The organism is Paenibacillus koleovorans NBRC 103111 (assembly GCF_004000845.1).
Taxonomy (GTDB): domain Bacteria; phylum Bacillota; class Bacilli; order Paenibacillales; family NBRC-103111; genus Paenibacillus_AA; species Paenibacillus_AA koleovorans.
Genome location: NZ_BIMA01000030.1, coordinates 1 through 14,448, shown reverse-complemented (window position 1 = coordinate 14,448; position 14,448 = coordinate 1). Strand labels below are relative to the sequence as shown.

At 48.0% G+C, this 14,448-nt stretch carries 15 protein-coding genes and 1 other RNA gene; 13 read left to right on the top strand and 3 right to left on the bottom strand.

Annotated elements, in window-relative coordinates; genetic code table 11:
- The first annotated feature begins 28 nt into the window (after positions 1-28).
- The 9 genes from PKO02S_RS12325 (at position 29) to PKO02S_RS12285 (ending at position 9,088) form a co-directional block, all read left to right on the top strand.
- Positions 29-769: a M50 family metallopeptidase gene (locus tag PKO02S_RS12325; protein WP_127583141.1), complete on the top strand. Its 741-nt coding sequence runs from the start codon at positions 29-31 to the stop codon at positions 767-769.
- 186 nt (positions 770-955) lie between these two features.
- Positions 956-1,192 carry a preprotein translocase subunit SecG gene (secG, locus tag PKO02S_RS12320; RefSeq protein WP_127583139.1) on the top strand — a complete coding sequence of 79 codons (237 nt, stop codon included), beginning with the start codon at positions 956-958 and terminating at the stop codon, positions 1,190-1,192.
- A gap of 147 nt (positions 1,193-1,339) precedes the next feature.
- Complete coding sequence (gene rnr / locus PKO02S_RS12315; protein WP_174819907.1) at positions 1,340-4,036, top strand: ribonuclease R; 2,697 nt, start codon at positions 1,340-1,342, stop codon at positions 4,034-4,036.
- A gap of 115 nt (positions 4,037-4,151) precedes the next feature.
- Positions 4,152-4,631, top strand: coding sequence for an SsrA-binding protein SmpB (gene smpB / locus PKO02S_RS12310; protein WP_127583135.1), 480 nt, complete (start codon positions 4,152-4,154; stop codon positions 4,629-4,631).
- Between the two features lie 253 nt (positions 4,632-4,884).
- Positions 4,885-5,249: a transfer-messenger RNA gene (gene ssrA, locus PKO02S_RS12305) on the top strand.
- Positions 5,250-5,329: 80 nt separating this feature from the next.
- Positions 5,330-5,527: a hypothetical protein gene (locus tag PKO02S_RS12300; RefSeq protein ID WP_127583133.1), complete on the top strand. Its 198-nt coding sequence runs from the start codon at positions 5,330-5,332 to the stop codon at positions 5,525-5,527.
- Positions 5,520-6,095, top strand: a complete 576-nt coding sequence (locus PKO02S_RS12295; protein ID WP_246066953.1) for an ATPase — start codon at positions 5,520-5,522, stop codon at positions 6,093-6,095. The genes PKO02S_RS12300 and PKO02S_RS12295 overlap by 8 nt, the downstream gene beginning before the upstream one ends.
- A 114-nt stretch (positions 6,096-6,209) precedes the next feature.
- Positions 6,210-7,112, top strand: a complete 903-nt coding sequence (locus tag PKO02S_RS12290) for an IS1595 family transposase (protein WP_127583131.1) — start codon at positions 6,210-6,212, stop codon at positions 7,110-7,112.
- 374 nt (positions 7,113-7,486) lie between these two features.
- The gene (locus PKO02S_RS12285) at positions 7,487-9,088 is read left to right on the top strand and encodes a hypothetical protein (protein WP_127583129.1); all 1,602 of its coding nucleotides are present in this window, start codon (positions 7,487-7,489) and stop codon (positions 9,086-9,088) included.
- Positions 9,089-9,150: 62 nt separating this feature from the next.
- Here PKO02S_RS12285 and PKO02S_RS12280 read toward each other — a convergent pair whose 3' ends face one another.
- Entirely contained in the window at positions 9,151-9,390 is a 240-nt protein-coding gene (locus PKO02S_RS12280) for a hypothetical protein (RefSeq protein ID WP_127583127.1), read from the bottom strand.
- Positions 9,391-9,886: 496 nt separating this feature from the next.
- Here PKO02S_RS12280 and PKO02S_RS12275 point away from each other — a divergent pair, with 496 nt between their 5' ends.
- From PKO02S_RS12275 to PKO02S_RS12260, 4 genes are all read left to right on the top strand, one after another.
- Complete coding sequence (locus PKO02S_RS12275) at positions 9,887-10,294, top strand: hypothetical protein (RefSeq protein WP_127583125.1); 408 nt, start codon at positions 9,887-9,889, stop codon at positions 10,292-10,294.
- Positions 10,295-10,661: 367 nt separating this feature from the next.
- Positions 10,662-11,057 (top strand): hypothetical protein, encoded by a 396-nt coding sequence (locus PKO02S_RS12270; protein WP_127583123.1) that lies wholly within the window; start codon positions 10,662-10,664, stop codon positions 11,055-11,057.
- Positions 11,058-11,081: 24 nt separating this feature from the next.
- Positions 11,082-12,119, top strand: coding sequence for a ParB/RepB/Spo0J family partition protein (locus tag PKO02S_RS12265; protein ID WP_127583121.1), 1,038 nt, complete (start codon positions 11,082-11,084; stop codon positions 12,117-12,119).
- A gap of 19 nt (positions 12,120-12,138) precedes the next feature.
- Complete coding sequence (locus PKO02S_RS12260) at positions 12,139-12,363, top strand: DUF2188 domain-containing protein (RefSeq protein ID WP_127583119.1); 225 nt, start codon at positions 12,139-12,141, stop codon at positions 12,361-12,363.
- 90 nt (positions 12,364-12,453) lie between these two features.
- On the opposite strand, the gene PKO02S_RS33220 is transcribed toward PKO02S_RS12260, so the two are convergent.
- Together PKO02S_RS33220 and PKO02S_RS12255 are read right to left on the bottom strand one after the other, a co-directional pair.
- A complete protein-coding gene (locus tag PKO02S_RS33220) occupies positions 12,454-12,975 on the bottom strand; it encodes a hypothetical protein (protein WP_246066951.1) in 522 nt (173 codons plus the stop codon).
- A complete protein-coding gene (locus PKO02S_RS12255) occupies positions 12,930-14,189 on the bottom strand; it encodes a recombinase family protein (RefSeq protein WP_246066949.1) in 1,260 nt (419 codons plus the stop codon). The genes PKO02S_RS33220 and PKO02S_RS12255 overlap by 46 nt, the downstream gene beginning before the upstream one ends.
- Between the last annotated feature and the right edge of the window lie 259 nt (positions 14,190-14,448).

Here is a 14,448-nt window from a genome sequence, read left to right as displayed (position 1 = left end):
ATTTCTCAATGAAGGGGATGGGGTCCAAATGAGTCGATGGATGATTACGGTAGCGATGCTGATCGGGTCCGCCATTTTGAGCCATTGGATCCCGTTCTCTTCTTTTTTCCGCAATCTCGATACGATGGTTCATGAGCTTGGACATGCGGCGACGACGCTGCTGCTCTCCGGCAAAGTGCTGTATATTCAGCTGTTCGCCGACCATAGCGGGGTCACTTATTCGTACATCAGCGCAGGGTGGCGGTTGATTCCGGTGTCGATGTCGGGTTATGTGACGGCTTCGTTGTTCTCGGTGTACTTGTTCTACTGCTATAGCCGCGGGCGGATCGGGCAAGGGCTGTTCGTCTGTACGCTGCTTGCCGGTATCGCCTTGGCTTTGTTCGTACGCAATGGGTTCGGAGTCGCTTGGCTCGCGGGCTACATGGTCGTGAATGCGGTTGTGATGCTCGTCCCAATTCGCTGGCTGCAGCATGGTTACTTCTTGTTGATCGCTTTTGTTTCGCTGGAAGAGTCGGTCGTCGGTCCTCTGGGTTTGCTGCTGATGAGCGTGAACAGACCCGGTGCCGCGGGAGATGCGACGGGGTTAGCCTCGGTGACGGGGGTGCCGGCTCCTGTGTGGGCTATCGTGTTTCTGATCGTGTCCTTGTTGTGCGCGCGGTCGGCGATCGGCTATTTTCTCGGGCGGGGTCGGTCGGGAGGACGTAGAGGCAGTGGCAGCGGTGATGGTAGCGGGCGTGTAGGCAGGCTGGGAACGGGGATGCGGGGTTGAATCGTTTTTCGACGGGAGGATGAGTGGCTGGTGACGGTCGTTGTTCGGTCGTTGTATGATCAGTTGTCTCGTCCGTCCGTTTATGCTATAATAAGTTTTGCTGTGAAATGGGCTTTATAGGCATATGCGGTCCTCGCGAGTGCGGACGAAGTGCGTTTCTTGCATTACGCTTTAGGAGGTGGGATTGTGGAAACTTTATTTAAGATTTTGCTGATCATTTCATCTCTCGGCTTGATCGCAGTCGTTTTGCTGCAGAAGGGCAAGAGTGCGGGTCTTTCGGGAGCCATCTCCGGCGGTGCGGAACACCTTTTCGGCAAGCAGAAGGCGCGCGGATTGGACTTGCTCCTGTCCCGAGTGACGATCGGTTTCGCTGTGTCTTTCTTTATCTTATCTTTGGTTGTGGCTTACGTTGTGGGCAACTAAATTTAATGACGATGCAAAAAAACACGCAGCAGGGGCGATCTCCTGCTGTTTTTTTTGTGGGTAAAACGGTGAATACTATAGTATATATGCGAGAAGGCCGTCTTTTGCAGAGTTGAAGAGGAGAGGCCATGGGGAAAGGTGATGACATTGATAACAAGCGATCAGCTGCTGCAGTTCGTTCGGGAAAAAGCTTACAAGCCGATGACGTACCAAGAGCTGGCCAAGCATTTCGAGGTGGAGGACGCGGAGGCGTTCAAGCAGTTTCTGAAAATGCTCAATCAGCTGGAGGAGGAAGGGGCGCTGGTGCGGACCCGGACGGAGCGTTACGGCGTGCCGGAGCGGATGAATTTGCTGCGGGGTAAGCTGCAGGCGCATGCTAAAGGGTTCGGGTTCCTGCTGCCCGAGGATAAGGAGCATCCGGACGTCTACATACATGCTAACGATTTGCACGGCGCGATGAATGGGGACATCCTTCTGGTTCGCATCACGTCGAAAAGTGCGGGCGGTGGCCGGTTGGAAGGGGAAGTGGCGCGGATCGTCACGCGGGCCAACACTCGCATCGTGGGGACTCTGCATGGCTTTGAGACGTACGCTTTCGTCATTCCGGACGATAAGCGGATCGTGAAGGATATTTTCGTGCCTCAGCCATCGTTCAACGGAGCGGTGGACGGACAGAAGGTCGTCATCGAGATCGTGCAATACCCTTCGGGGCGTGCGGCGGCGGAAGGCAAAGTCATTGAGATTCTGGGGCACAAGGACGATCCGGGCGTCGATATTTTGTCGATCATCCGCAAATACCAGCTGCCGGAGGCGTTCTCGGAGGACGTGCTGGCGGAAGCCGATGCGGTGCCGGAGACGATTCGGGAGTCGGATTTGGTTAGGCGGCGTGATCTGAGGGATCGTGTCATTGTGACCATCGACGGCGAGGATGCCAAGGATCTGGACGACGCGGTGAACGTGGAGCGGCTGCCGAACGGGAATTATTTGCTGGGCGTGCATATTGCAGACGTGAGCTATTATGTGCGGGAAAGCTCGGAGCTGGACAAGGAAGCTTACAATCGCGCGTGCAGCGTGTACTTGGTCGATCGCGTTATTCCGATGCTGCCTCACAGGCTGTCGAACGGAATTTGCAGCTTGAACCCGCAGGTGGACCGACTGACGATGTCGTGCGAAATGGAGTTAGATGCGAACGCGAACGTGGTGCGGCACGATATTTTCACCAGCGTGATCAAGACGAAGGAACGGATGACGTACACGAATGTGCGGAAGATTTTAGTGGATCGCGAGCCCGAGCTGCTGGAGCGGTATGCGGATTTGGTCGGCACGTTCGAGCTGATGGAAGAGCTGGCGACAAAGCTGCGGGGCCGTCGGATGAAGCGCGGGGCGATCGATTTTGACTTCCAGGAGTCGAAAGTGATTGTCGATGAGAACGGTAAACCGGTGGACATTATTAAGCGCGAGCGGTCGGTGGCGGAGCAGATTATCGAGGAGTTCATGCTGGCGGCGAACGAGACGGTGGCGGAGCATTTTTACTTCTTGAAGGTGCCGTTCCTGTATCGGATTCATGAGGACCCGGACGGCGAGAAGCTGCTGCATTTTATGGAGTTCATTACGAATTTCGGCTACGTGGTCAAAGGAAAGGGCAATTCCGTTCATCCGCGTGCCTTGCAGGATTTGCTGGAGCAGATTAAGGGGACGAAGGAGCAAACGGTTATCAGCACGGTGATGCTGCGGTCGATGAAGCAGGCGCGTTACGATGCTAACAGCTTGGGGCATTTCGGGCTGGCGGCAGAGTTCTACTCGCACTTTACGTCGCCGATTCGGCGGTACCCGGACTTGATCATTCATCGCGTTATCCGCGAGGTGTTGGAGAATGGCGGATCGCTGCCGGCGCAGCGGTACGAGTACCTGGCGAGTCGGATGGACGACTATGCGCAGCAATCGTCGGATCGCGAGCGGGTGGCGGTCGATGCGGAGCGGGATACGGATGCGCTGAAAAAAGCGGAGTTCATGCTGGATAAAGTCGGCGAGGAGTTCGAGGGCATCATCAGCAGCGTGACGAGCTTCGGGATGTTCATCGAGCTGGACAATACCGTCGAAGGTTTGATTCGGCTCAGCGATCTGACCGACGACTACTACCATCACCATGAGATGCAGCATGCTTTGATCGGCGAGCGGACGTCGAAAATTTATCGCATCGGCGATGAAGTGAAGGTTCGCGTGGCTCGCGTGAACATGGCGGAGCACACCATCGACTTCGAGATGGTGGATATGAAGCCGCGCCAGCAGAAGGTCAGCTTCGTCGGCGCGGGTGGCGGTGGTCGCCGCGGGCGCGGGGAGCGCGGCGATGGGGGTGGCCGCGACGGCGGCGAGCGCGGCAGTGGTGGCGCCGGCGCTAGCGCTGGCGGGCGGCGCGGCAGCGGTTTTGGCGCCGCAGGCGGTGGAGCCGGCGGCGGGCGCGGGGAGCGCAGCGGCGGCTTTGGCGGCGGCGGCCGTGGTGGGCGCCGCAAAGGCGGACGCGACCGCGTGGGCGGCGGCGGTGCAGGCGGCGGTGGTGCGCGTGGCACCGGCGCGGGTGCCGGTGGCAGTGGGGGTGCTGGTGGCCAGCGGGGCATTGCTTTCGGCGGGGGAAGCGGAGCGAATAGCAGCGGCGCTGGCGGCAGCGGAGACGCGGCAGGTTCCGGCGGTGGAGGTGGCCGTAGCGGCGGCTCGCGTGGTGGCAAGCGCCGCGGCAGTGGTGGTGGTTCCGGCGGTACAGGCGGCGGCTTCGGTGGCAATGGGGGCGGCGACGCTGGCAAGTCGATGCGCAGCTTCGCCCGCAAGGCGAGCAAGCGGAAAAAATAGTTATACCGCAGGGCTCGCATTGATTTCTTCCATTGAAGTTGATACAATTAACTCCTAAGTCGAACACATTGCACACGCTTAATGGTACATGTTCATGGATGAAGGAGGGATCGCCTTGACCAAGAAAAGCGACGGCAAAGTGCTTGCGCAGAATAAGAAGGCTTCCCACGATTACTTCATCGAAGACACGTACGAAGCCGGCATGGTGCTGAGCGGGACCGAGATCAAGTCCATTCGGCTGGGCAAGGCGAACATCTCCGACTGCTTCTGTACTATTCGGAACGGCGAAGCGTTCGCTCACAACATGCACATCAGTCCGTTTGAGCAGGGCAACCGGAGCAATCCGTTGGATCCGACTCGAGCGCGCAAGCTGCTTTTGAAGAAGGAACAGATTCACAAGCTGCTGGGCGTTACCAAACAGCAAGGCTTTACAATCGTTCCCTTGAAAATTTATATCCGTAACGGGTTCGCCAAGCTCTTGATCGGCGTCGGCCGAGGCAAGAAGCAGTACGACAAGCGCGATACCGAAGCGAAACGCGATGCACAGCGCGACATTCAGCGTGCGTTGCGGGAGAAGCAGAAGGTAGCAAGGTAACGGTTGGACAGGTGGCTTTTGGCAACGTTGACAGTGACGACCGGATCTGACAGCAACCTTTTTACCCGAGTGCAGTCCAATGTGATATACTAAGACTGTAGCGGGGAAACTTGCTGCATAATCTTTTTTTCTTCTTCTCCGTCACATGGCGGCAGTTCGATCTTGTGGAAGGGATCCGGACTGGTGCGTGTGAATGATGTGAGATATTCGTTTCTTTCCCGGCTTCGGTCGGGGAAGGAACATTTTCTAACTTGGGGGCGTTATTGGATTCGACGGGGGTAGTTCGAGCTCCGGTCGCGGGTAGTGGGGACGCGTCCACTTCATCAACGCTAAAGCCAATTAAATGGCAACCGTACAACTTCTTACGCAGTAGCAGCTTAATAACCTGCTCTCGTGCTTCTACCTCGCATCGCCCATGTGCTAGGATAGGGGCTCAACTCTAGTGGGATCCGCCGCTCGGTCTCCGCCTGGGGTCGGACGGAATAAGACAATCAGGCTGACCCAACGCGTAGTCGGTTACGAGACGACGCTCGGGTGACATCAATATCGTGACTACACCCGTAGACACCGGTGTGGCGTTGCCTTCGGACAGGGGTTCAAATCCCCTCGCCTCCACCATCAGAAACCCGACCGCATGAGGTCGGGTTTTTGTTAAACTAATAGAGAACCCAATTTTTGAGGATGCTGAGGTGTGCGCGATGACTGTCAAGAAGGGTCAAGAGCTTCAGGAGGTTCTAAAGGCAGCAAGCAAGTCCGTACGTGAAAAGGCGCGACTGGCAGGCGCTCCGCTATTTTATATGCAGAACGGGAACCGGGTACGCGAAGATGCAGACGGACGGAAATACGCTCTTGTCGTAGATGGCGACGGAAAATCGCTGGAGTTTCCAATTGAATAAGAAGATGTTGGAGCCGGAGCTTTACGTTTTTGCCGGATGCAATGGAGCGGGAAAATCGACTCTTATCGAGCACTACGGGCAAGCATTCGATGTCATCATAAACCCGGATTTGATTGCCAAACAATTGAATCCATCCAACCCACGAAGTGCAGACTTGTCCGCCGGAAAAGAAGCGATTCGCAGAATTAGGGACTGTCTGGCTCGACGTAATTCCTTCGCCATGGAAACCACACTCTCAGGCCAATACGTCATTAAACAGATGGCAGCAGCCGGAATGGCCGGATATAAAGTATACTTTTATTATATCGGACTGCAAAATATCCAAATGCACATTGACCGAGTCAGAACGCGAGTGCTAGAGGGCGGTCATTACATCGCGCCGGCAGATATTGTTCGCCGCTACGGGGTGTCGCTCTGCAATCTGAAGGATGCTCTGAGTCAAGCGGATGTTGCCGTAGTTCTGGACAATTCTCGTGATGAGTACGAGGTTTTGGTTGAATTTGAGCAGAGCAAACCGACCTACCGGGCTAGCTTGTTGCCGAGTTGGCTGGATGGGTTAAATTTGTAGGAGCAACTAAATGATAAATGATATTAATGAATATCAAGTTGCCTCAGCAAAGCCTTCCGGTGCGAACATTTGTTTGGTATACTGAATACAAACAAATGTTCGGGAGTGATCGGTATGGCGCAACAAGAATTGATGACTTTGAAGAGATTCCAAGAAAAGTTTCATTCAGATGATGCATGTCGTGAGCATCTATTCCAGATCCGCTGGACTAATGGATTCTGCTGCCCCAAATGCAAGCACCATGCATTCTACTTTTTGGAAACGCGCAAGCTGTATCAATGCACGAGCTGCAAACATCAAGCGTCTGTTACCGCCGGCACAATTATGCAAAAATCCCGCACACCACTGTTGACCTGGTTTTGGGCGATTTTCCTTGTGGCGCACGATAAACGCGGTATATCCGCTGTTTTTCTTTCTCGCGAACTAGAAATCTCCTACCCGACCGCCTGGTTATTGCTTCACAAAATTCGCAAAGCCATGGGAGATCGCGATGCCCACTACCAACTGGCTGGTTTGGTCGAGTTGGATGACGCGTTCTTCGGAGCGCCAACCGAAGGTGGCAAACGCGGTCGGGGCACGGACCAAACGCCTGTGCTTGTTGGGGTATCGCTTAACAAGCAAGGAGCACCGCAATACGTCAAGATGCAGGTGATCCCGAATGTCAAAGGGAAGACACTCGTCGAGTTTGCTAAACAGCACATCGAACCAGGCTCGACAATCAGTAGTGACGCGTATCGTTCGTACAACGCTCTCGCTGAGGAATATCACCACCAACCGATCAAGTTCAATGTAAAGGACAATCCGGATCACCTGAAATGGCTGCACACGATGATTTCCAACGCAAAAGCCTTTATTGGCGGTACGTTTCACGGATTAGATGCTAAGCATTTGCAATCCTATCTGAACGAATTCTGCTTTCGTACCAATCGTCGGCAGTTTGAAGGTCAGATGTTTAATCGCCTGCTTGCCGCTTGTGTAGCTACGGATACTGTCACCTACTTTGAACTGACCGCATAAGCCATGCGGAGCTAACTTGATATTCATAATGATATTTAAGGCTGACCCAACGCATAGTCAGTTACGAGACGACGCTCGGGTGACATCAATATCATGACTACATCCATGGCGAAGCCCCGTCGGAGTGTGGCGTTGCCTTCGGACAGGGGTTCAAATCCCCTCGCCTCCACCATGCAAATCCACAACCGCACGAGGTTGTGGATTTTTGCTTTTGGGGAAATGCTTTAGTGTGACAGAGAATCGTTAGTTTTTTAATGATGCTTGAGTATGAAAGCATTGGTATAACAACAAAAATTCAATTTGCGGAGGAGCGCGTAAATGTCTTAATATAATTTTATAAGAGCAGTGTGACATTTAAAGAGGTGTGGCGGATAATGGATTACTTATCGTTTATCCAGAATGAGATTGAAAGACAAGGATATTTAACAGCCCAAGAATTAAATCAAAAATTATCTGAGCGATTTCATATTACTTCAGTTAATTCAAGAAAGATTGTCCAGCGTCTGACTGCTAGTGGTAAGATTAACTCAACCTCGCCAATTACTTTTGGTAATAATCAATTTGTGTATTTTACTCGCTCATTGAACAAGTCCATGATTAAGCATATTACGAAAAAACATCGTCCTTCCTTGTACAGACTTATTGTTACATTAGAGAATTCAGGGGGCGTCCTCTCTTATTATGAAGCACTAAAGGTAACCTCAAGTCCTTTAGATAGAGAAAAAACCAAGATGGATTATTTAGACCGTATTATTCAAGACTTGCTTCATTTAGACTTTATTATGGAATTACAGACCTACAACAATGTGACCTACATTGTTGATAAAAAACATGGAGTCAATTGGTTATCAATTGTAACGAGTCATGAAGGTAAGATGAAATTAGATTGCATGTTTTTAAGAGATGTACTCATTTGGTTACAAAAACATAATTTAATTAATAGTGAAGAAGTAGTTTATCGAAGCAAAGATGAACTTTCAAAAGGTGCTCAACACAATAATTTCGTATGGGATGCCTTTTCTTATTCATCTGCCACAGGGATAACAAATGACCGCGAAGACAAAAAGAATACCCTAATTGTTTTGGATGTCCAACTAAGTCGTTCGTACTCACAGCAGGATTTAGATGGTTTTTATAATCGAGTTCAAGGTGTGATTTGTAGTTCTTTAAGCAGGAAAAGAAAAGTACTGCCAATCATAATTTTAAATGAAACAACGGATACGAGTGTGCAAAATAGAATTAGAAAACTTGGATTTTTATCATTTCATCTTGGAACGATTTATGGAGAACGTATATATGAGGTTCTCAAAAGTCTCAATAATATTAATGATTTTTTTAGATTCCAATCATATCCTTCGGATGTCATTTCTGAAATTAGAAGTGTGCTGGAAAAACTGAGGGAATCTGGCCAGGAAACAAATTTACAGAATTTAAAGGGAGACCTCTTTGAAATATTGATGTATTCGGTTCTTCGCAGAATTGTCGGGGAAGGGTACATTGAACAAAGCGTCGTTTTGAAAGATAAGGATTCCAGTGGCAAAGTAGAATATTATGAGTACGATTTGGTTTTCCACGGTCCTAGAGAACAAATTGTTTTTGAATTAAAGGGATACAGGGGTAATAGCGAAATAAAGCTTGGTGATCAGGATTCGAAAAATACTATCAGGTGGTTTTTCAGAAGAACTTTTCCGTTCGCACAGAGATATTACAGTAATTCGAGTAAATACAATCAACATATTTTGAAAGCGTGTTTCATTTCAACGGCCCGATTTTCAGAAGAGGCAACAGAGACTCTATCCAAATTAAACGAAAGTAATTTAAAACCGTCAATGCTTGATGTTTTTTATGATGGTCAGAAGCTGAAAAATCTTATGAAAGAAAGAGAGTACAGCAAAGAACTAGATGTATTGGAGAAGTACTATCTGGAACAAAATCTTTCTATTGGTGAGAGGTACAATGGTGAGTATCCGTTCTAAAAACTAGAGCCAGGCCGCTTAATGAGACGGCCTGGCTCGCTTTAGTCAGACGGCATCTTGCTTCATCCCGAATAGCTCTTTTTTTGCGACAGTAGCGGCAAAGCGTCAATTTCGGTGCCGTCGTGCTTGAAGATGACCTCGACATGTTCGATGAAACTGTCTACGTAGCTGCCGATGAATTTCTTGATCTCTGGCACGTCCAGCGTGACGACGAACCTTTTGAACTCAGCGAAAAGCTGAAAAAGCACATTTTCGATGATGGAGAGTTTCAATTCGTCAAGCTTTCGCTTGGCGATTTTCACTTCAAGCCGTGCCTCTTCGATCTCAGGGTCAGTCGGTCATTTTGTCGGCAAATGATGCATAAGTCATGCCCTGCGAAACCGTGCCGACAATATTATTTAATCTAGCGGTCGACTTCTGCCAGCCTTGTGCGTAGGGCAGTTACCTCTTCTAATCGCGTTGCAGCCACTTACGGCTACGTAGTCTAAATAATAATTATTTAACGAGGCGTTTGGGATTTTCAATAAAGAGAATCTCGTATTGACGATGAAATTCCTGTAACATTTTTGAAATAATTCGGAGAATGTAGAGGGTGGTAATAGGGGTGTGGAAAGTGAACTGAGTGCAACATAATTGCAAACTAGATACCGAATGAAAAGAAGGGTGAAGGATTTATTGTGGTATTGGAGATGAGAAAGCGACGGAGATTCGACAGAAAAGAAAAAACTATGTAGTCAAGCGGTAAATTGTGCTATAATTTATTTGCGAGAAAAATATTTGAGAATTGCGGTGGAGAGAATGGAATTCAACTTTAGATGGTACAAGCCAAGCATCGGAACGCCGATTGTATCCATAGCAGAATATGGTATAACCTTCAACAGAGCGGCGGCAGAAGAAATGGGAAACCCGCTACGGATTCAAATAGGGTTTGATGAAAATTTAAAAATAATTGGTGTAAAACCGCTTCACGGAGAAGACGAAGAAGATAAAGATTCTCTGCCGTTTGCTGGAAAGGAACGCAATGGCTTTACTCGTGTTAATAATAAGGATTTTATTCGTTTTATTGCACGTTATTGTCCAGACTTAAAATTTGATCGTGCGGTTCGGTGTTTGTCAAAATGGGATGAAAATGCGGGTTTGCTTCTTGTAGACCTTAATAATCCTATTGAAGGACAGGCTACTGATGGGGAACAGGAATCGGAATAGAGGTAGGCTACTGTGAGAGGAGGTGGTAAATATGGCTAAGACTCAAAAAGGCAATAAAATTGTTCCTGTAAAGCCACACAAGAGAAGTGCCCCAGGAGGAGTAAGAAAAACGATTTCTGTCAGACCCCATAGGCGTTCGACACCAAACTAAACCCCTTTAGCATTCTGCTAAAGGGGTGGGGTGGAATTTGACACACAGAAATAATATCTCTCAACCCTTCGCCAAAAGTACGTTGATAGATACGAGAATCTGCGGCAACTTCCTACTATGTACATAACATCTATATTCTCTTCTTGTGTGGCAAATTCCTTCTCCTAACGTAATAAGTTCACAACTTGTTCAATTATTATTAGGGAGGACACAGGGATGTCATTTAATTGGAATTTTGATTTAAATACGAGATTCGAGCATTTTTTGCTCGGCACTGTTGAAACCGGTCCGCGGCATCTGAAAGAGTTTGCCTCAGAGCTTGGTATAGAATTGAAAAGCACTAGTGATAAGAATAGTCTCAAGTATCGTATGAGGAAAATAGTTGACAAAAATGAGGACCTTCAATACTTTGGGTATACTAGTGATGGTTATATGATTCCAGTGTATATTGATCAATTTGAAAGAATAAGCAAGCCTCTTAGAAGACGAGGCGAAGGTATGATCGGAAAATCGGAAAAACTTGACAATGGTGCCCGTCAGATTGGAAAACGACGTGAGAACCAGCCTGAGCAGCTTGATCTGTTTGACAAATTATCTGAAGAGGGTAGCTGATTGACGGATAAGTAGGAGGTCATCATGAGGGTAATAAATGTAGCTTTGAATTCAATAGATGAAGATAAAGAGCAGCCGCGATATAACTTTAATGAAGAATCCTTAAATGAATTAGCGGAAAGTATTAAAGAAGTAGGGTTGTTAAATCCTATTAAGGTGAGGCTAATTGATAACGGTCGATATAAGATAATTTTTGGAAATCGTCGGTTTAAAGCATGTCAACTTCTCAACTTGGAACAAATACCAGCCATTATATCTGACAGTGAATCAGAACTTGATATTTATTTGGAGCAGTTAACTGAAAATATTCAAAGAGAAGGGTTTACACCGATTGAAGAGGCTGAGGCATTTAATAGACTCTTAAATGATTTGAAATTTAGAATTTCTAAAAAGCTACTATCCAGTAGGTTGGGTAAGAGTGAAAGATACATTAGCCAAAAGCTGGACCTCCTTGTATTCGGCAAGGAAGTCCAGCAATTGATTCACAATGGTAAGGATATTTTGCCCAATAAGCTCTCTGAGGAACAAGTATTACCTTTGAAAAATGTAGCCCTTGAATACCGAGACAAGCTCGCTTCAAAAATAGCCGCTGAACAAGCTCCAGTCAAAGACGTTAAACGTATATCAGAGTTGTTTTTAGCAAAAGATATTAGTTCTGAAAGTAAGGAAATATTATTGCATAGGCCAGTACATCAACTTATCAATGATTGGTCTGAGTACGAAAAAGATAAAAAAGAGCGTTCTGCCAAGCCTGAATTGAAGGCAATAGATACATGTGCCAATAATGGTGATTTCCTTAATAATGGTTTTATTAATTCTGGTTATGGTCAACTTGCTATTGTGAAAAAGCTTCATGCAGTGCTAAATAGTGTACCGAGCCAACATGAGATTTCAGAAGACGTTTTGTCTAGTATCGAAGAAATCAAAATCGCCAACAAAGAAGAATTTCTTACGACGGTAGATGCTCTAATCGATTGCTTGATGGGTCATGTACAGGAATGGAAGAAAGCTAAGGCTAAAGCCAGCGTCACGAAGCTAGGCGTTGTGAAAAAGATAAAATAAACTTGGAGGAAAAGCGATTATGAAAAAGAACCAGCATGTAACTCCGCATCCTGATGGAGGTTGGCAGGTGAAAGGAGCAGGCAATGAAAGAGCGACAGTAAGGACGGATACACAAGCGCAGGCGATTGATCGTGCAACAGGGATTGCTCGTAATCAGCGATCGGAAGTAGTGATTCATCGGCAGAACGGGCAGATTAGGGATAAGAACAGTTTTGGAGATGATCCGTATCCGCCTAGAGGCTAATTCGGAGTTATTGGTTTCGCTTTTCAGTGGAATATAAGTGGAAAATAAATGAGCCAAGCCATTTGGGGACAATGGCCGGGCTCATTATTTTTATACAGCATCTTGCTTCATCCCAAACAAATCTTTTTTAGCTACAGTAGCGGCAAAAGCGTCAATCTCGGTGCCATCGAGCGAAATTCCCGCCGCGTCGAGCTTGAAAATGACTTCGACATGCTCGTCGTAGATGATGACCTTGTCGACATAACTGCCGATGAACTTCTTGATCTCGGGCACGTTCCGCGTGGCGACGAACTCTTTGAACTCGGCGAAAAGTTGGCGAAGTACATCCTCGGTGATGGTCGGCTTGGATTCATCCAGCCTTCGTTCGGCAATTCTCACTTCGAGACGCGCCTTATCGGCCTCCAACTCGGTCAACTTGTCCAGGAACGAAGCTTGCGTGAAGCCTTGCGAAACAGCGCCTACAATATTGTTGATTTGGCGATCAGTATCGGCGAGTCTTACGCTAAGAGCTTTAATTTCTTCATTTCGCGCTGCACTTATCGATTGCTGATATTCATTCAGTTGTTTCACAAGGTAAGGTATGGCGGCATCGTTGAAGACGCGGCGTTCCATTCGTGCAGAACGTAGCTCTCGATGTATTCGCGTCGCAGTTCTTTGTTTTTGCATTCTTTTGTTCGGTCGCGATTGCCGCATCGATAGGTGACGTACTTAAGCTTGTTTCGTCCGCAATATTTGACATTTCCCATCATTGAAAATTCTTGCCCGAGTTTCTTTAGGCAACCCCCGCAGATGGTCAGGCCGCTGAGCAGGTACATTTCCTTCGCCTTGTAGGCTCCGGGCGCTCGTTTGTTGAAATTGATCTTTTCCTGCGCCTTCTGGAAGTCCTCTTTGGAAATAATCGCGGGCATGCCATCTTCAATTCGAATGATATCTTCGTCGGATTTTTTTCGGTTGCTGTTCCGCTGTCCGAAAGCATCCTTGCCATCGGTTAAGTTGAACACGTAAACACCGGTATACTTCTCGTTTTTCAGAATTTCCAGCAATGTATTCTTGCCGATCGGTCTGCCGGTCCTTGCCCTGTATCCCTTATCGTTCAGTTCAGCAAGAATCTGGTTATAGCCATAGCCGTCCAGGTACATGGAAAATACTGTCTCGACAATGGGTTTCTCCATTGCATTGATGATGTACTTTTTTGTGGCAGGGTCTACGGAATAACCGATCGGCGGACGTCCTCCGGTGTGTTTACATTGGTAGGCGGTTTCTTTCATGCCCTTCATGACTTCGCGGGCAAGGTTTTTACTATAGTATGCCGCCATACCTTCGATGACTGACTCGAGAATCAGGCTTTCAGGCGAATCGTCCAGTTTTTCGGTGATGCTGATGAGCTGCACACGATTTTTTTTCAGGATTCGCTTGTAGTAGGCGTTATCATATTTGTCTCTGGAAAATCTGTCCAGCTTATGAACGATAACGATATCAAAAATCTTTTTTTCGATATCCGTGTCCACCCAGCATTCCGGAACAAGGTATTGTACGAGCAGATCGTTATCGATTAGGCAGCCTATACGATATAAAATGAAACCGGAGATGTCCGCTTTCTCGATGTATTCCGGCCCATATTGCTGGACTTCCAGCAGAGGGAGCAGTTGGTCGCCTGGTTCAAGGAGAATGACCGGGCTGAGAAGGAAAATATGACAGGCGTCCGATGAATAGGGATCGATTTCGTTGCTCCTGCACAAACCTTCTAAAAGGCAAGAGACATATCGGATAACCGGTTCAGGCAGAGCAGCTGCTGTAAGACTTTGAAAATTGCTAATGCTGCGCATATGCATTCCTCCTAATATTTCATATATTACAAAATCATAATATATGTTTAGAGGGCGGAGGCCTTACGGACATTTGAGTTCGCACATTTTGAGAGTATGCGCCCCTTCGTCCCTAGGCCCCCCGACAATGATTTGTCAGAATAGTGCAGCAAGATTATAGACTATCTTTTTTATTTCGGGGATTTCGGGGAAACGTTTAGAGATTAGTGAACTGTTCATGGAGTTTCTCCTGCCCCGACCTCATCATTTTCGGGGGGGG